Origin of the sequence: Neptuniibacter sp. QD72_48 (assembly GCF_047778065.1) — a bacterium.
Taxonomy (GTDB): Bacteria; Pseudomonadota; Gammaproteobacteria; order Pseudomonadales; family Balneatricaceae; genus Neptuniibacter.
This window is the reverse complement of record NZ_CP180547.1, coordinates 1007080-1022954: the sequence shown is the minus strand read 5'-3', so window position 1 is coordinate 1022954 and position 15875 is coordinate 1007080. Positions and strand designations below refer to the sequence as shown.

At 45.0% G+C, this 15875-nt stretch carries 18 protein-coding genes; 10 read left to right on the top strand and 8 right to left on the bottom strand.

Features of this window, described 5'->3' with window-relative positions:
* Nucleotides 1-21: 21 nt before the first annotated feature.
* Together ACMXYX_RS04445 and ACMXYX_RS04440 are read right to left on the bottom strand one after the other, a co-directional pair.
* On the bottom strand, nt 22-258 hold the full coding sequence (locus ACMXYX_RS04445) for a TfoX/Sxy family DNA transformation protein (protein WP_415897710.1): 237 nt from the start codon (nt 256-258) through the stop codon (nt 22-24).
* Nucleotides 259-271: 13 nt separating this feature from the next.
* Nucleotides 272-1666: a GGDEF domain-containing protein gene (locus ACMXYX_RS04440; RefSeq protein WP_415897709.1), complete on the bottom strand. Its 1395-nt coding sequence runs from the start codon at nt 1664-1666 to the stop codon at nt 272-274.
* Between the two features lie 171 nt (nt 1667-1837).
* Here ACMXYX_RS04440 and ACMXYX_RS04435 point away from each other — a divergent pair, with 171 nt between their 5' ends.
* The 3 genes from ACMXYX_RS04435 to ACMXYX_RS04425 all read left to right on the top strand — a co-directional run bounded on the left by ACMXYX_RS04435 (nt 1838) and on the right by ACMXYX_RS04425 (nt 4989).
* Complete coding sequence (locus ACMXYX_RS04435; RefSeq protein ID WP_415883811.1) at nt 1838-2314, top strand: NYN domain-containing protein; 477 nt, start codon at nt 1838-1840, stop codon at nt 2312-2314.
* A 248-nt stretch (nt 2315-2562) separates the two neighbouring features.
* On the top strand, nt 2563-3792 hold the full coding sequence (locus ACMXYX_RS04430) for an acetylornithine transaminase (RefSeq protein ID WP_415883810.1): 1230 nt from the start codon (nt 2563-2565) through the stop codon (nt 3790-3792).
* A gap of 87 nt (nt 3793-3879) precedes the next feature.
* The gene (locus tag ACMXYX_RS04425; protein WP_415897708.1) at nt 3880-4989 is read left to right on the top strand and encodes a sterol desaturase family protein; all 1110 of its coding nucleotides are present in this window, start codon (nt 3880-3882) and stop codon (nt 4987-4989) included.
* 67 nt (nt 4990-5056) lie between these two features.
* Here the strand turns inward: ACMXYX_RS04425 and leuA are convergent, their stop codons facing one another.
* Nucleotides 5057-6718, bottom strand: a complete 1662-nt coding sequence (gene leuA / locus ACMXYX_RS04420; protein WP_415897707.1) for a 2-isopropylmalate synthase — start codon at nt 6716-6718, stop codon at nt 5057-5059.
* A 351-nt stretch (nt 6719-7069) separates the two neighbouring features.
* Here leuA and ACMXYX_RS04415 point away from each other — a divergent pair, with 351 nt between their 5' ends.
* The 3 genes from ACMXYX_RS04415 (at nt 7070) to ACMXYX_RS04405 (ending at nt 9782) form a co-directional block, all read left to right on the top strand.
* Nucleotides 7070-7558, top strand: a complete 489-nt coding sequence (locus ACMXYX_RS04415; protein ID WP_415883807.1) for an Lrp/AsnC family transcriptional regulator — start codon at nt 7070-7072, stop codon at nt 7556-7558.
* Between the two features lie 212 nt (nt 7559-7770).
* Nucleotides 7771-8985 carry a hypothetical protein gene (locus tag ACMXYX_RS04410; RefSeq protein WP_415906536.1) on the top strand — a complete coding sequence of 405 codons (1215 nt, stop codon included), beginning with the start codon at nt 7771-7773 and terminating at the stop codon, nt 8983-8985.
* Entirely contained in the window at nt 8982-9782 is an 801-nt protein-coding gene (locus ACMXYX_RS04405) for an Imm49 family immunity protein (protein WP_415897704.1), read from the top strand. Before ACMXYX_RS04410 ends, ACMXYX_RS04405 begins: the two co-directional genes overlap by 4 nt.
* Before the next feature lie 106 nt (nt 9783-9888).
* Here ACMXYX_RS04405 and ACMXYX_RS04400 read toward each other — a convergent pair whose 3' ends face one another.
* From ACMXYX_RS04400 to ACMXYX_RS04385, 4 genes are all read right to left on the bottom strand, one after another.
* Nucleotides 9889-10260 carry a helix-turn-helix domain-containing protein gene (locus ACMXYX_RS04400; RefSeq protein ID WP_415897703.1) on the bottom strand — a complete coding sequence of 124 codons (372 nt, stop codon included), beginning with the start codon at nt 10258-10260 and terminating at the stop codon, nt 9889-9891.
* The gene (locus ACMXYX_RS04395) at nt 10260-10562 is read right to left on the bottom strand and encodes a type II toxin-antitoxin system HigB family toxin (protein ID WP_415897702.1); all 303 of its coding nucleotides are present in this window, start codon (nt 10560-10562) and stop codon (nt 10260-10262) included. Before ACMXYX_RS04395 ends, ACMXYX_RS04400 begins: the two co-directional genes overlap by 1 nt.
* Nucleotides 10563-10667: 105 nt before the next feature.
* The gene (locus ACMXYX_RS04390) at nt 10668-10970 is read right to left on the bottom strand and encodes a DUF3817 domain-containing protein (protein WP_415897701.1); all 303 of its coding nucleotides are present in this window, start codon (nt 10968-10970) and stop codon (nt 10668-10670) included.
* A 59-nt stretch (nt 10971-11029) separates the two neighbouring features.
* Nucleotides 11030-11443 (bottom strand): group II truncated hemoglobin, encoded by a 414-nt coding sequence (locus tag ACMXYX_RS04385; protein ID WP_415897700.1) that lies wholly within the window; start codon nt 11441-11443, stop codon nt 11030-11032.
* A 330-nt stretch (nt 11444-11773) separates the two neighbouring features.
* On the opposite strand from ACMXYX_RS04385, the gene ACMXYX_RS04380 reads away from it, so the two are divergent.
* Nucleotides 11774-11974 carry a tautomerase family protein gene (locus ACMXYX_RS04380; protein ID WP_415883793.1) on the top strand — a complete coding sequence of 67 codons (201 nt, stop codon included), beginning with the start codon at nt 11774-11776 and terminating at the stop codon, nt 11972-11974.
* A 185-nt stretch (nt 11975-12159) separates the two neighbouring features.
* Here the strand turns inward: ACMXYX_RS04380 and ACMXYX_RS04375 are convergent, their stop codons facing one another.
* Complete coding sequence (locus tag ACMXYX_RS04375; RefSeq protein WP_415897699.1) at nt 12160-13107, bottom strand: NAD-dependent epimerase/dehydratase family protein; 948 nt, start codon at nt 13105-13107, stop codon at nt 12160-12162.
* A gap of 305 nt (nt 13108-13412) precedes the next feature.
* On the opposite strand from ACMXYX_RS04375, the gene ACMXYX_RS04370 reads away from it, so the two are divergent.
* From ACMXYX_RS04370 to ACMXYX_RS04360, 3 genes are read left to right on the top strand one after another with little or no spacing between them, the layout of a single operon-like run.
* On the top strand, nt 13413-14462 hold the full coding sequence (locus ACMXYX_RS04370; RefSeq protein WP_415897698.1) for a glycosyltransferase family 4 protein: 1050 nt from the start codon (nt 13413-13415) through the stop codon (nt 14460-14462).
* Nucleotides 14459-15358 (top strand): hypothetical protein, encoded by a 900-nt coding sequence (locus ACMXYX_RS04365; RefSeq protein WP_415897697.1) that lies wholly within the window; start codon nt 14459-14461, stop codon nt 15356-15358. The genes ACMXYX_RS04370 and ACMXYX_RS04365 overlap by 4 nt, the downstream gene beginning before the upstream one ends.
* Nucleotides 15276-15767: a hypothetical protein gene (locus tag ACMXYX_RS04360; RefSeq protein WP_415897696.1), complete on the top strand. Its 492-nt coding sequence runs from the start codon at nt 15276-15278 to the stop codon at nt 15765-15767. Before ACMXYX_RS04365 ends, ACMXYX_RS04360 begins: the two co-directional genes overlap by 83 nt.
* The last annotated feature ends 108 nt before the right edge of the window (nt 15768-15875 follow it).

The following is a 15875-nucleotide window of genomic DNA, read 5'->3' as shown; positions in this document are numbered from 1 at the left end:
TGGATCTATTAACAATGAGCTTTACGAGTCTTTGAGAAGTTTACGAAGTTCAGCTTTTCGTTCAGGCGAGAGATCACGACAATCAATATCTTCTAAAGCCCCAACCAGCGCCCACAACAGATTGATACTGACCTCACCGCCACGCATAGACTTAATCATCTTATAAGTGACTATTGGGCCAACTTGTTCTAGATCAGCTAAGGAGTAGATTTCGATCTCAGACAGCCAGCGTCGACTGACCGGCCCGATATTTCGCATCAGGCCAATCGACCTATACGTTATAAGTTAAAGGGGGCTCTTTGACACCATCCACAAACGCATGAAACTGGTTACCGCCTTTAGCTTCAGCTTCTTGCAGTTGTTGCTTCGACAATTCAAGAAGATATTCAGGGGTAAGCAAACGTGAAGGCTGCATCGTTGCCACACCGATACTTAGAGTAACGACTTTCTCAATCGACGATGCTTGATGAGGGATGCCGTGATCATAAATTGTGTTACAGCAACGTTCTGCTAATTGAATCACCATCTCATTAGTGGAAGGTAGGATGAAAGCAAACAGATGATTATCAATACGCGCGATCATATCGCCTGGACGACCCACAGAGTTTTTGAGCACACTAGACACTTCTTGAAGCATACCTTCTGCAGCCTCAACGCCATATTCATCACTGAATTCTTTAAAACTATCTATCTTCAACAACATCATGGTGAGTGGTGAAAACTCACGTACCGCACGGCGACATTCAACATCCAAGGCTTCATCAAAGTGTAATTTATTAACCAATCCTGTTAATGGGTCAGCCCAGCTTGTTTCCGCGATCTGTTCAGTCAAATTCGCTTGTTCAGTACGCAACGTTTTAACATGACGCCCCACGCGCTTCAGATAAGAAGCCACCAAGAATGAAAGCAGTAGGCCAGTCATCAAAAATAATGCAGGAGTGAAACTCATACCTGCAGCAATACGTTCTTCAGTAGCAGTGATATCTAGCGTCCATTGCTTATCCAATAGCTGAACAGAACTGGAAAGCATCGCATCCAAGGCAAGTGAAGAGTTATCGTGCGCAAGAATTACCTTCTTGTTTGCATCTAGCAGGGTGAATTGAACTTGACCTAAGGCATTTTGAAGTTGGCTTTGCTCCAGCACAGAGCTAAGTGAAATAACGCCTGCTAGCTGGGCGTTGCCAGCTTGAGCAGAAACCAATACGTAGGTTTCTTGATCTAAAGTCAGTGTCTTAACCTGCTCTGAGGAAAGACTACTTAACGCCCCAACAACTTCAGAAAGGTTAAAAATAGAATCAGTAGTAGGGCCAGCTATACGAACCGAGCTATAGTCACTTTCAATAGCTATCCCTTTCAAAGAAGTATGACGACTAAACAAGCTATTAATCGTTTGTTCAAGTCGCTCTTGATCAACCGTTGGATCTAACTGATAAACGGCCTGTAAGGTTTCTAAGGAGTAGGAATTTTGAGTTAATGACTGCTGGAATGATGCTGCTCCCTGTGTCATTTCAACCTGAAACTGTTGGATCGCTGCATCACGCTCCTGCTTAAACATAAATAGAAAAATAAGCAATGAAAACAGTGCACCGCAGATGGCAAAAACAATCGAAAGATCGATCTTTTTTCTATTCGTTTTCTGAGGGCTTGCAGCGTCTGAAGCAGACATTAAAAAACTCCGAATAATCAACCAGTAACAATCAGTAAAACCTTTTTTACTAACTCTTGCAACGATAGTGCAGACTCGGGCTTTTTTCCAGCTTTTCCGCGGCTTGCAGCAGCATATCTCAACACGAGTCTGATATAGTGCTCATTCTTGAATCATAACAAAGGCTCTATTGTGTCTCGCATTGCTATTTTTGTAGACGTCCAGAACATCTATTACACCACCCGTCAGGCGTTCGGATGCCCGTTTAACTACCGTAAATTCTGGCAAGAGATCAGCAAACAGGGAGAGATTGTTCACGCTTACGCTTATGCGATTGAACGTAAAGATGACGGCCAGAAGAAGTTTCAGGATGCACTGCGCCACATTGGCTTTGATGTAAAACTCAAACCTTACATCCAACGTAAAGACGGCTCTGCCAAAGGCGATTGGGATGTAGGCATTACTATTGATGTTATGGATACCGCACCGAATGTGGATAAAGTGATTTTGCTTTCAGGCGATGGCGACTTTGATCTGCTGTTAGCGCACATCAAAAAACGTTACGGTGTCACCACCGAAGTTTATGGCGTAGAAGCGCTCACCGCTAAATCCTTGATCAACTCAGCGGATCAATATCACTCGATCTTGCCGAACCTATTGGTTTGCTAAAAGGCATTCAATCGAGCCCTCTTGACCACAACCTAAAGTGGCTGACATACTCAGCCACTATGAAAACCACACCTAGCACACAGACTCTTACGACAAATACGTTGCGACGCCGCGTATCGGTTGCCTGTGCCTCTTTGGGTGTTGGATCTCGACGACGCAAATAACTAATAAGCGTTCCAAATTCCCAAAAAGCCGCAGGTAACCCCTGCGGCTTTTTTTTTGCTCTAAATTCTCTCAAGGATATAAAAATGACCTACTTAACTGGGGTAGCTCCCACACAATTAAGCGTTCAGGACGTGTCCATTAACAACTCACTGACCGATAAAGGCTTTGTAATGCCGATCGCACCAAGGCCAGAACTCTGCTTTACCCAAGGTAAAGGGCACTACCTGTTTGATCAGAACGGCAAACAATATCTGGATATGGTGCAAGGCTGGGCGGTGAATACCCTCGGTCACAGCCCAGATCTAATCCAGCAAGCACTAATAGAACAATCACAACAACTGATAAACCCTGGCCCTGGCTTTTTTAATCAACCGATGATTGAGCTGGCCAAGACCCTTTGTGCTAACTCAAGTTTCGATCAGGTCTTCTTTGCCAATAGCGGTGCAGAAGCCAATGAAGGTGCAATAAAACTGGCAAGAAAGTGGGGCCAGAATCACAAACAAGGTGCTTTTAAGATCATTACCTTTGAACAGAGTTTTCATGGCAGAACCTTAGCGACCATGTCCGCCACCGGTAAAGCGACCTTTGCACCATTGTTCGAACCGAAAGTGAGCGGCTTTACTAAAGCGCCCTACAACGACTTAGCCTCAGCTGAAGCTGCTATTGATCAACATACTGTCGCGATCATGCTAGAGCTTGTTCAAGGCGAAGCAGGTGTTATCCCTGCTGATAGCGAGTTTGTCAAAGGCTTAGAAGTCCTGTGTAAAAAGCACAACTTGCTACTGATCATCGATGAAGTGCAAACCGGCATCGGCAGAACCGGTAACCTCTTCGCCTACCAAGATTTAAATATCCAACCGGACATCATGACCTTAGGTAAAGGCTTAGGCGGTGGCGTCCCGATTTCAGCGTTGCTCACCAAAGCCGAGCACAGTTGTTTTGAATACGGCGATCAGGGCGGTACTTATAACGGCAACCCGCTAATGTGCACCGTCTCGCAAGCGGTTGTGAATAAAGTACTGGAACAAGGCTTTCTCGCTAATGTTGAGCAGATGGGCCAGTTACTCAGCCAAAAACTCTCTGAGCTTTCTCAGCAATACTCACTAGGCTCGGTGAGAGGCAAAGGCCTACTGATCGCTCTAGATACCGCTGAGCTATCGGCACCTCAGCTTGTGGATAAGGCAAGAGAGCTTGGCCTACTGCTAAACGCCCCAAATGAACGCACCCTGAGGTTTATGCCTGCGCTGAATCTATCTGAAAAGGAGATTGATCAGTGCTGCACTATTTTGGCTAACGCAATAGAGTCTCTCTAAATGCTTATGTTGCAGGGCAAGATGTGAATAACGCTTGCCTTGTATATAATCCCAGCACTTTAAATTGGATCACCGTAAGGACAACGGATGTTACTCAAACGCTTAGAAGGCGGCGAACTACGTTTTGGCGAAGGCCGTATCAGTGGCTATATCGCCGTTACGCTTGCCCTACTCTCACTACTCGGCGTCTGTGCCTTTCACTTCCCTGAGTATCTAACAACCCCTGAGCTGCGCGCCGCTTATGACGCCAACGTTCTGCGCACGGTGATGTTCGTATCGCTGATAATCTCGGGTAGCTTAGGCCTGCTTAACTTTGTGCGAAATACCAATAAACGCGCAGGACTGCTGGCTTGGGTCTTGATTGTGATTGCGATCGCGCTGGGCGGTCATCGAGTAGAAGTGGGTGATATCCCAACCGATACACCTTATATAGGCTTGGACTGGTTTATTCTCGATCTGCTCGGCTCCACCCTGATCTTTATCTTTATCGAGAAGATCATCCCCCATCGTAAACAAGCAATTCTACGCCCCGAATGGCAAACCGATCTGCACCACTTTTTTGTAAACCATCTCATCGTTGGTTTTGTACTACTGGTCGCGAACCAGTTTGTATCCGGTGCATTTGGCTGGGCAGTAGAACGCGGATCACAAGAACTGATTCAAGGCATTAACTGGTATGTGCAACTGTTCTTAGTGTTGCTAGTCGCTGATCTGGTTCAATACGCTCTACATCGTGTATACCACGAAGTACCTTTCTTCTGGCGCTTCCACGCAATCCACCACAGTGCCAAAACCATGGATTGGCTGGCAGGCTCGCGCCAACATATAGGTGAACTGATTGCGACCCGCTGCTTTGTCTTAGCACCGATATTTGTGCTGGGTTTTGATAAAAGCGTATTGGATGCCTACATCATTATTGTTGGCTTCCAAGCAGTACTCAATCACACCAATGCCCAAATCAACTTTGGCTGGCTGAAGTACATTATCGTGACGCCACAGTTCCACCACTGGCACCACTCATCGGATAAAGCGGCGATTGATCGAAACTACGCAGCACACTTTGCCTTTATCGATTATATCTTCGGGACAGCGGTAAAAGGCCAAAAAGAGTGGCCGCAGGATTACGGCGTGGTTGGCGACTATGTGCCTGAGGGTTGGCTAAAACAGCAGGTTTTCCCGCTTCGCTCTAAAAAATAGTCTAGTAAGAAATGATAGATATTTTACAGCTACAGATCAGATCTGTAGCTGCACATTCTCTTCGATTTTAAGCCGCACTTACGGCGTTCTGATCAGCAATTCGGCTAAAGGCGATTAGCGCTGCTTGCAGCGCTGCAGCAGATGTATCTTCCTTAGTTGCGACACCTTGCGCACTGACACCGTTCACTGTCATAGCAATTGCTGCTTGCGCTTGCGCTGCTGTGCCGGTCGCGATGGCATGTTCATCAAACTGAGTGATCTCTATGGAGCATGCATATTGTTTCTCAAGCGCATCGCTTAGCGCTTCTAGAGCTCCGGTACCTTGGCCGTTAAATACAGTGTTACCAACGCTAAATTTAGCTTCAACTTGTTGGTTGTCAGTGTGCAGATCGTAACGATCAAGCTGCCATTGCTCCGGTACAGCAACAAAGTGCTGTTGATAAAGTTGGTGGATCACCTCAGGAGAGATCTCAATCCCCTTTTGCTCAGCAGCAGACTGCACCACTTTACTTAGCGGGATATGCATCCATTTTGGTAGCTGGATACCGTAATCGCGCTCCAATACCAAGGCTACACCGCCCTTACCGCTTTGGCTGTTAATACGCACAACCGCTTCATATTCACGGTTAATATCGCGTGGATCGATTGGTAAGTAAGCCACATCCCAATGCAGTTGATTATGCTCTTGGTGATAGTTAACCGATTTACGAATCGCATCCTGATGGCTGCCAGAGAAGGCTGTATACACCAACTCACCTGCCCAAGGGTGACGGGCAGAAACAGGTAGTTCGTTACAGTACTCAACCACCTCGATAATCTCTTTGATATCAGAGAAGTCTAACTCTGGATCTACACCCTGTGAGTAAAGATTCATACCCATAGTGATGATATCCATATTACCGGTGCGCTCACCGTTACCCATCAAGGTACCTTCAACACGATCGGCACCGGCCATAACGCCCAACTCTGCTGCCGCAACACCGCAACCACGGTCGTTATGGGTATGTAAGCTGATACGTACTTGATCTCGCTGTTTTAGGTGACGGCAGAAATACTCAACCTGATCGGCAAAAACATTGGGTGTGGACATTTCAACAGTCGCCGGTAGATTGATTACAACCGCCTGCCCTGTTTCTGGTTTCCACTCAGCGATGACGGCATCACAAACTTCAACCGCGTAATCCATCTCTGTACCGGTAAAACTTTCTGGTGAGTACTGGAACTCCCACTCGGTCGCAGGGTATTTAGCCGCATAATCTCGCACCCACTGCGCACCTTGTACCGCGATGCCTTTGATCTCGTCTTTGCTCATGTTGAACACTTGCTGGCGCTGTACAACCGAAGTGGAGTTATACACATGAACATTGGCGCGGCGCACGCCTTCAAGGGATTCAAAGGTACGCTCAATCAAACCTTCTCGTGCTTGGGTTAGCACCTGAATCGTGACGTCTTCTGGGATTCGGTTTTCTTCAATTAGCTTACGCACAAAATCAAAGTCAGGCTGAGATGCAGAGGGAAAGCCGACTTCAATCTCTTTAAACCCCATTTTTACCAACAGGGTAAACATGCGGGTCTTCTGCTCTACATTCATTGGGTTGATCAGCGCTTGGTTACCATCGCGCAGATCTACGCTACACCAATCCGGTGCTTTATTGATCTCTTGATCTGGCCAGGTGCGATCAGCCAAACGGACAGTTTCAAAACGACGATATTTACGATGATCAAACATAGTGCGAACCCATTATTTTTATTCGAGCAGAAAGCCTAAACGGCAAAACCCGCTGTCAGGCGCCTTTGGGGAAGCAATGACAGCGGGAAGTTTTTCAGTAGACACTTGTGGCATCAGTTTTTGAGTTAAAGATTCGATAAACCCTCTTAGGCTGGCAGCGCTCACTCATGATGATTACCCCCTCACATACTGATTGATATGTGATTTGTTACCCCTCAACCGATGAAGAGAAGTTTATAGAGGTACATGCGCAATTACCGATCTAAAAACAACTTTAATTCGCCATTTGCGCAACAAAACAAAAGAAAATAAACTTAATGCACACAATTAATTGCGCACTAAACAAAAACCATGAAATCTACTGTCAATTTGGACCGCTTCGACTTAAAAATATTGCGAGAATTACAGGAAAACGGCGACCTTTCTAATCAGGAGCTAGCCGAGCGTGTTGGCCTAACTGCAGCCCCCTGCTCTCGCCGGGTAAAACAGTTGGAAGAATCCGGCGTTATTCGCGATCGCGTAGTCCGTCTAAATGAACGCGCAATCGATCTCAACCTTATCGCCATCCTGCATATCAGCATGGACAAACATATCCCCGAACGGTTTGAAGAGTTTGAACGCACCATTCAATCCCTGCCGGAAGTAATGGAGTGCTACCTAATCACCGGCCACGATGCCGATTACCAGTTAAAAGTCGCGGTGGCAGATATGGACTGTTACCACGATATCTTGCTCGGCAAGATCACGCGGATTAAAGGCGTAACCGGGGTTAAGTCGGCGTTTATTATGCGTAAAGTTGTGGATAGTACGGCAATGCCTTTGGGGTACGTTGGGGGATAGGACGGCTTCGCCCTAGAGTTTTTAGGACGCTGCGCTAGAGGACGCCACGGAGTGGCTAGAGGGAAGACCCAAGCGGCTAGATGTTAGTTGCTAGTGGTTAGAAGGTGTTCACTGAAACGGGGTCACTCCAGTTTAGACTCGTTGTTTCATCTAGAAAGTTCTGTTCCATAGACTCACCTCTGCCCCCTTTGCTACTATCTTCGGCCCCATCTATGGATAGAGGTAATGGAATGCCAACCATCAAGCGGGTATGGGAGCTAACAAAGGAAGAGCTTCCCTATGTCATGGATCCAAGAAGATTCCTATCAGAACTAAGTAGCCGCCCTGCTGTTAGGTCAGCTAATGGCTACACGCTTTATCATGATATTCAGTACGGAAACATCACGCGTTCAAATATTGTAAACGGCGAATATGTCGCGCTGGACTTTAGGCCGCAATATTATGTGGTTGATAAACAAGGTCAAATGGAACATTTCTTGCCATCTTCTCTCGAATTTCGTGTCCAAAATATATTAGGTATCAGCCGTGGCGGAGGTGGTGGGAATAGCCAAAAGGAAGAACCTGAAGAAAAACCGGATTGGTGGGATGAGGTTAAAGGGGCTGCTAAACAAGTCGTCAATGATGTTGTACGTGCTCAGGCATCCAGTACAGCCGAGTGGATGCAAAAAGAAGGTATAGCTGAGTTTAAGGATAAACAGGGTAAAACCTTAACCCCAGAAGAAGTGACTAAGGCGTACCGCGATACAGGCAAAGAAGCCTTTAAAATACTGGATAATGAGCAGCAGGGGGCCGTTGCCGTTGCTGCATTACCTGCATACCCAGCAGTATTACTGGCACTCGATACGGCTTTAAGCCGTGGCAAAGATCTTATTCGCAACCCTAAAGAATTTTCCAGCGACTTGCAAAACGCTCTCAAAGAGGCTCGCTCTGAGGCAGAAGCCTTAGGAAATTTGGGGATGGAGCAAGCTAAAAAACGACTAGGGCATAATGATGATTCTCGTTATACCAATCGTTATCACGGTCCCGACGGTATAACTCAAGATACGAATGGCAAACTCTCGGAATGGGAAGCTAAAGGAAATCAGACAAGCAGCCGCTCGGTTGCAGAAGATGTTCGAGGTAATAAACAAGGATCAAAAGGGAAAAACATACGAAGAGCTGAAAAAATGATACAGAAACAACCGAAAGTCGATCAGCCATCTAACCGTCAAGGCGGGCCATACAGGCAAGCTGAAATAGACCTATGGCATAACGTATCTGATAAACAAGGTAACAAACGCCACATTTCAAGCCATACCAATACCACTACGGGAGAGACGGTTGTGTTTGAGAGAGATTTGAAAGGTAATATCAGCTCGGAGCTGGATCGATTTAATATCGAGAGCTTTAAGGAAGCAAAAGAAGCAATACAGGAAGTATTTAAATGAGCGTAGTAAAAGTAGAAGATGTTCAATGGTGGATTAAGTGCCATAAAGACCGAATAGAAAGAAGTGAAAAAAACCTTATATCAGGTTTTTATGAACGAGAAGAGGTACCAATTGAGTCTCACTACAAAGGGCAAGGTTCAAGTTATGCCCTCGTAGCGCGGAGTTACGCTTATCTTGGAGAGTTAGATCAGGCCAAATCCTATTTTAAGCAGGCTGCTGAAAATACGGTTAAACCATTTTTTATGATCTATGATTCCAACGATCCGGATCACCACCGTATTAAACCTGATTACTCTGATGTATCAGAGAATGATGGTATAGATGCCATCAATTATGCTCTTTGCGCCAACGACTCCGCTTTAGCAAAACGTGCTGCTGAAATCTGGCAAAATCCAGGTGATGGCGATCTTATGCACGCACCCATAAACCGCTATATCCACGCGCTGACCTACTGCCTACTAGACCGTACCGCTGAAGCGATGCCATTGCTAAAAGAAACCCTCGATTGGTACCAAGCTCGCAAACCCAGCAAGAAGCTTACTTGGCAACTCAACTTTTATACATTGAGCTTGGCTCTGTACGGCATTGCGAAGAAAGACCAAACAATCTTTAACGAGGGTCTCGAGCTGCAACTGGAGTTCCATAAGCGTCATGCTCGTTACGGTGAAATAAACGATACCCCCGAAGCGCTTATCTCAGACCAATGTATTGCCCTTGCCAACTTAGCATTACTACATGGATTAAATGTAGAAATTAACGACCCGATGATTCCTGAAGGGTTGCTTCAGATTACTTAAATTACCTTTCGGGAGTACCGATAACGGAAATTTGGGGTACAGATATTAAAGCTTGCCGAAATGTACAGAGGATTAAAGGTGCCAAAGCCCTTTAATCCTATAAAACCTAGGCCTGCTTGAGTTCGTAATCCTGAACCAAGCTCTCGGTTGGGATATTTAAGCCTTTATGTAGCTTTCTGATCATAGGCAGGGTTAGTTTGCGTTTGTAATTCAACACTTCTGACACCCGTCCTGATCGGCCTAAGTAAGGGATGAGGTCTTTGTCTTGTAGACCATATTGTTCCATACGGAAACGGATGGCTTCGATGGGGTTTGGCGCTGAGATTGGATGATGCTTAGTTTCGTAATGTTCAACTAGCGTAGTTAATACATCAAGCTCATCACCTTCAGGGGTATTGAGTTCCGCATCCATAAGCTCGGCGATACGAGTTAGAGTAGCTTCATAATCAGCTTCAGTTTTGATTGGCTTAATATTCATTACACTGCCTCCGCATCGATCTCATCGTACTGTTTATGGGTTCCAACGAACTTTATAAACACAATTCGATATGGGTAATTAATCGATACAATTAGCCGATAATCATTGCCTTTGATATTAAAAACAACTCGGCTATTTTTCAGGATATTCGCATTTCTGAACTGTGCTTTGACTTCTTGTGGCGTGCTCCAGTCGGCTTTGAGCACTTCTTCGTGCCATGCTTCTAACTGGCCTTTCACATCCAGGTATTTTGTGTCGAATTCCCAAAACTCCCTAAGCGTTTTCTTAGAAATTATTCGCATTAAGTGAAACTCCCTTTCACACACCTCCCATTATGGGAGGAATTGACTATCCTGTCAATTTCTACACTTTTTAAACCAAACGAGTATCAGTCCCTTGATCTCGATTTATGCCGCCGTTGTTTCCTTCTCTTCCCGTTTGCTCTGCTCCAATTTCCGTAGGTAGATCTCAGCTGGAATAAAGGCGAATGGAATGACCGATGTTAGCATCAGGCCTAGCTGTTGCTTTGAGGTCCAATTTTCTTTGTGTGAGATATTCAGCACCTGAATTACGTAGATCATAAACAGGATGCCGTGGGTCATGCCGAGTGTGGATACATAATCTCGGCTGATAAACCCAAGTGTGACACTTAAGATGGCGATGTAAGAGAGGCCTTCAAGAAGGCTGACAATGCGAAGTAGTTTGATCATTAAACAAAGCTCAAAAAGTAGTAAAAATTCTTTTAAAATAGAGTGTTACTGCAGGACATTTATCTACGGCAAGCTTGGGTGATTCTTTCTGCAGGTACACGAAGCTGTTCAATCAGATACACCTTAAACGGTGCTTCGTAAGGCTGTTTATCAACCGCTTTTTGCATGCAGAGAATCCACGCTTCGCTCTCCTCTGGGCCAATAGGAAAATGACTGTGGGCATGAGGAATACGAATAGAGCCGTAATTTTCAGAAAAGAGCTTAGGACCGCCTAACCAGCCGGATAGGAAGTAAGCAAGTTTCTTTCGTGATTCAGTAAGATCGTCTGGGTGCATTTTACGAATGGTCTGCGCCTCTGGCAGTTCATCCATAAATTGGTAAAAGTCATCGACCAACTGCGTAAGGCCAGCTATCTCACCTGCCATTTTGTAGGAGTTGTCGTTTACACCGTATTCACAGCTGGGAGTATCCATCAGTAATCACTCGGGCTCTTGTTTATATTAGTGCTTTCTCAAATTGCGCAGTATTTTAGCAATTTATCCAATCCAAAACCTGTCGCTTATTTTGGAGAGTTAGTAACAAATCTCGATGTATTCCCCTTTTATTTAAAGGGTTACTAAACTTGGAATGCAATTTATCAAAGAGACATATGTAACGCTCTAATACCTTAAGGTTCAAACCTTCATCAATAGAGCTCCCTCCCTCTCTATGCTACCTTGCTCGTTCTACCAGCTTGTAGATGTTATTTTACCGATAAAATGTATCTGTGAATTCAATCCAACACTGATAACTGTGAGATTTAAATGCCCTATGTAAATGTTCAAGTCACCAAAGGTGTCACTCGAGAGCAAAAAGCAGAAATTGTTAAAGACATTACTGGCTCTCTACAAAGGGTACTCGGCAAAAAACCTGAACATACCCATATTGTGATCCAGGAAATTGAAGAAGAGGATTGGGGTTTTGCCGGTATGCTTACAGATGAATGGAAGAAGAGCCAATCATAGTTACTCATTTATCAATCGTCTTAAACCGCCCTACTACAGGCTTTCTGGGCAGATCAGGGGCTCATCACTTTATTAAATTTCAAACACCCTAAATAAAAAAGGTAAGCCCCACTTTAAATCTGATCTCTGCACAGTATTTAAAGTTAGACTTACCAAGTTCGCTGGAAGAATTGTGTTCTGTAGTATTAACCGGTCTCTTTTAAAGAATCACCTTTCATCGCTTCAACAGTAAAGGCCATACCCGTGCCTAATCCAACATCCGCACGTAACCCCAGCCTTGCTGATGCACGGCTTGGATCGCCTAATGAAGTTGCGATATCGCCGGTTCTAGCGGGTTTATGATCGATGTTCACTTCAACTCCAGCCACCATCGATAGGGTTCGTGCCAACTGCAAAATTGAGGTGGATTGTCCGGTGCAAACATTAAACACCGATGCTTCGCCTTTAGTGTTTTCCATGGCTGCGATCAGATGTTTCACCACGTCGGCTACGTAGATAAAGTCGCGGGTTTGTTTACCATCACCGAAGATCGTAATGGGGAGATTATTAAGAATTCGGTCGATGAAGATGGAAATAACCCCAGAGTAAGGTGAAGAGGGGTTTTGACGGGGGCCATAAACATTGAAAAAACGCATCCCCACAGTGGATACCTTGTGATTTAACCAAGCGACTCGGGCATGGTGCTCACTGCCTAATTTATCAGCACCGTAAGCACTGATAGGCCGAGGGGCTGATGTTTCATCTAAAGGAATAGTAGCGTTATCACCATATATAGCAGCTGATGAAGCATAAACTACAGGGATAGAATCTTGGCTGCCGCAATATCGCGCTGCTTCAAAGACGTTCACACTGCCCTGCTGATTAACCTTATGTGTGCCCACCCAGTCAGAATTGGATTGTTCTACCGAGGCAATGGCCGCTAAGTGAAAGCAGCCATCCATCTCTGACATTGCACCTTTAACAATGGCTAAGTCGGCGACATCACCCAATACAAGCTCTACCTGATCGGGTAAATAGTCCACTACACCTGTTGATAAATTATCCAATACTCTGACTTGATGACCTTGTGCTAGTAAGGCATCTACTAAATGTGAACCAATAAACCCACAGCCTCCAGTGACCAGATATTTCATAGTATTTCTCCTTACTATTGAAACCAATTTGCTTGATGTATTGGTTACAGCAAGAAGCCAGCCAAAATATTTATCCTTAAATTTCAACAAGTTAAAAAACAACCAAAAAACACAGCCTCATTTTGTTTCTCAAAATGCGAAACATTTCTGCAAATTGCGTTAATTAGCCTGATTTTAAAGCCCCTCAACCCTGCTCAGAGCTACTGACGCAGCTAAGCAGCTGTTTTTGCTAAAGAAGCTGATGAATGGCCTAGGCCTTGCTGATATCTGGATAAACAATCTCAGCGATACAGGAGGAAGGGATTATGTCTATTCATGACTGGCTTATTTATCAACTGGTTGATAGTCGCCACCAAGGCGGAATCGAGAGCCATATTCTTAACCTCACTCGTTGGTTAAATCAGAACGGCTACCGTAGCGAAGTTATCTTTATGCGAGACTTTGGCGCGCATCCTCTTAAAGATAAGCTAACGAAGGAAGGGCTACCTTATAGATGCTTAAGCAACTACCGAGAGCTGTATAAGCTACTCACCCACTCCCCCTGTATTGTGAACACCCATGGTTATAAAGCTGGGATTATTGGACGTATCTTCGGAAAATTAACCTCTACACCGGTGATCTCAACCTTTCACTCGGGTGATCTGGGGAAAGGGAAATTAAGGTTTTATAGCTGGCTAGATTACAGCACATCGATTTTAGCTGACCGAGTGCTCAGCGTAAGTGATGAAATCTCTTCTCGGCTGCCTATTACCTCTCACCAAATCGCTAACTTTGTTGCCCCTGCCAAACTGCAAACAGAACGCGGTAAGGCTGTCGCTTTTGTCGGCCGACTCTCCAACGAAAAAGGGCCAAAAGCTTTTGCTCGAATTACAAAACAATTACCTAAGGAAATCCCCTGCCATGTTTATGGCGATGGACCACTCAGAGCTGATTTAGAACGCGAGTACCCCCATCTCGACTTCTTTGGTCAAGTAGAGATGGATCAATACTGGGACAATGTAGGCTTGCTCTGTATTTCGAGTAAAAGCGAGGGCCTGCCTTTAGTAGCACTGGAGGCGATGAGCCGAGGCATACCTGTTGCCAGTTATCGGTTAGGTGCTATTCCAGAACTTATCGAAGACCATAAATCTGGCTGGTTAGTGAATACTGGTGATGAAAAGACGCTAGGTAGTGTAATTGCCAACTGGTGGACTCAGTCGGGTACAGACAAGGCCGCAATGTCGATCGCAGCTCACCATAGAATCTGCAAATACTACAGCGATAGTTTTGTCATTCCTTCGATTCTAGAGATCTACGCACAAGCAGCACATCACAAAGGCTTCATAAACCTGAAATTTGACAGGAGAACATTATGAAGAGCTTAGCTGCAACAACTTCTACAAAAACACTGTTCTTTCCGTTACTAACCTACTTAGCGGTGATCAATGCCCTGTTGCCTGAAGTAATTAGGACTCTCTTAAGTGAGCCGTTCAATGCCGCAGTATTTAACGGCTTAGGCCATAGCTTTGTTATTTGGGTCGTACTTTTTATCAGCATGAGGCTGACCTTAGAAGTGCAGTTTAGCAAGGTAAAAACGACGCCGGTTTATATCTATGCTGGCATTTTGTTATGCGGCTTACTACTGATACCTAGCGCCTTATTGAGTTGGCTGGTTGCCGCTGCATCTGCTTGGTTATGGTTACGACACCCTATGCAGGAGAAACACAGAATTGCAGCCACGATCCTTTTTGCAATGGCAATTAGGGAGCCCTGCTGCCAACTCAGTCTGACGTTATTTGCCAATCAGATCTTAACCTTCGATGCCTGGTTTAGCAGTCTGTTCTTACCCCTATTTCAGATAGAAGCCGCTGTTGCAGGAAATACCATCGTGCAAGCCAACGGCTTTAGCTTACTGGTCCTCACAGGCTGTTCGGCATTTACCAATATGTCTCTAGCGCTGTTGCTGTGGTTGACCCTAAGTTTGTTAAAACATGGTGATCTTGAGCGAAGAGATATTAAACATGCAGTTATTTTAGCCTTAGTTGTGCTGACCATTAACGGGCTTCGCCTATCCGCTATGACGATCAATCACGCTTGGTACAGCTTTTTACATGATGGCTTTGGCGCAACCGCCATCGAAATATTCACCTTTATCGTCACATTAATCTGCGTTCGTAGGAGAGATAACTATGAAAATGGCCATTCTACTTCCACTGGTGCTCATTTTATCCACCAGCTTGTCACTCGGTTTAAAAACATTAAAAACCATTAATATCGGTACTCAGGAAGAACAAGCCGGAGCTGTTTCGCTAGATATTCCCTCGCTTCGATACTTGGGTACAATCGAAGCTGCTAACCAAGGCCCATACAAAATCAGCGGTTTTCAGGATCAACAATGTGAAGGTTCAATTGCTCTGCTTCCTCTGTTTAGGAATGCCGAAGGTAGCCATATTCTGAAACGCCTGATTAAGGCTGAAGATAATCGTTTTGGCGTTATTTTCCGGGGGAAAATCTACCCTGAATTCCCACAACTGGATTACACCATCGACCGCATCAAAACTGGCGTCTCCACGTTTATTTATTCCAGCAAATCGTCTGCAAAAGCTCAACCTGCCGTCTTGGCATTTATCGAAATTGGCAGTTGCCAGATTGCCGAAAAGGTCGCGCGCATAATCGTTTAATGCCTTTTTCATAATGCGAAATTTTCTCATTCTGAGAATTACTTTAAGAATGACTAAAAGCCACAATTTCTTTCAAAGCAAACAAAATCAATAAGTTAAAAATTCAAA

What these genes read in the sequence shown, in the direction of transcription:
- ACMXYX_RS04445 (WP_415897710.1), bottom strand. Translation starts at nt 258, where the DNA reads ATGCGAAATATCGGGCCGGTCAGTCGACGCTGGCTGTCTGAGATCGAA.
- ACMXYX_RS04440 (WP_415897709.1), bottom strand. Translation starts at nt 1,666, where the DNA reads ATGTCTGCTTCAGACGCTGCAAGCCCTCAGAAAACGAATAGAAAAAAG.
- ACMXYX_RS04430 (WP_415883810.1), top strand. Translation starts at nt 2,563, where the DNA reads ATGACCTACTTAACTGGGGTAGCTCCCACACAATTAAGCGTTCAGGAC.
- ACMXYX_RS04425 (WP_415897708.1), top strand. Translation starts at nt 3,880, where the DNA reads ATGTTACTCAAACGCTTAGAAGGCGGCGAACTACGTTTTGGCGAAGGC.
- leuA (WP_415897707.1), bottom strand. Translation starts at nt 6,718, where the DNA reads ATGTTTGATCATCGTAAATATCGTCGTTTTGAAACTGTCCGTTTGGCT.
- ACMXYX_RS04415 (WP_415883807.1), top strand. Translation starts at nt 7,070, where the DNA reads ATGAAATCTACTGTCAATTTGGACCGCTTCGACTTAAAAATATTGCGA.
- ACMXYX_RS04410 (WP_415906536.1), top strand. Translation starts at nt 7,771, where the DNA reads ATGGATAGAGGTAATGGAATGCCAACCATCAAGCGGGTATGGGAGCTA.
- ACMXYX_RS04405 (WP_415897704.1), top strand. Translation starts at nt 8,982, where the DNA reads ATGAGCGTAGTAAAAGTAGAAGATGTTCAATGGTGGATTAAGTGCCAT.
- ACMXYX_RS04400 (WP_415897703.1), bottom strand. Translation starts at nt 10,260, where the DNA reads ATGAATATTAAGCCAATCAAAACTGAAGCTGATTATGAAGCTACTCTA.
- ACMXYX_RS04395 (WP_415897702.1), bottom strand. Translation starts at nt 10,562, where the DNA reads ATGCGAATAATTTCTAAGAAAACGCTTAGGGAGTTTTGGGAATTCGAC.
- ACMXYX_RS04390 (WP_415897701.1), bottom strand. Translation starts at nt 10,970, where the DNA reads ATGATCAAACTACTTCGCATTGTCAGCCTTCTTGAAGGCCTCTCTTAC.
- ACMXYX_RS04385 (WP_415897700.1), bottom strand. Translation starts at nt 11,443, where the DNA reads ATGGATACTCCCAGCTGTGAATACGGTGTAAACGACAACTCCTACAAA.
- ACMXYX_RS04380 (WP_415883793.1), top strand. Translation starts at nt 11,774, where the DNA reads ATGCCCTATGTAAATGTTCAAGTCACCAAAGGTGTCACTCGAGAGCAA.
- ACMXYX_RS04375 (WP_415897699.1), bottom strand. Translation starts at nt 13,107, where the DNA reads ATGAAATATCTGGTCACTGGAGGCTGTGGGTTTATTGGTTCACATTTA.
- ACMXYX_RS04370 (WP_415897698.1), top strand. Translation starts at nt 13,413, where the DNA reads ATGTCTATTCATGACTGGCTTATTTATCAACTGGTTGATAGTCGCCAC.
- ACMXYX_RS04365 (WP_415897697.1), top strand. Translation starts at nt 14,459, where the DNA reads ATGAAGAGCTTAGCTGCAACAACTTCTACAAAAACACTGTTCTTTCCG.
- ACMXYX_RS04360 (WP_415897696.1), top strand. Translation starts at nt 15,276, where the DNA reads ATGAAAATGGCCATTCTACTTCCACTGGTGCTCATTTTATCCACCAGC.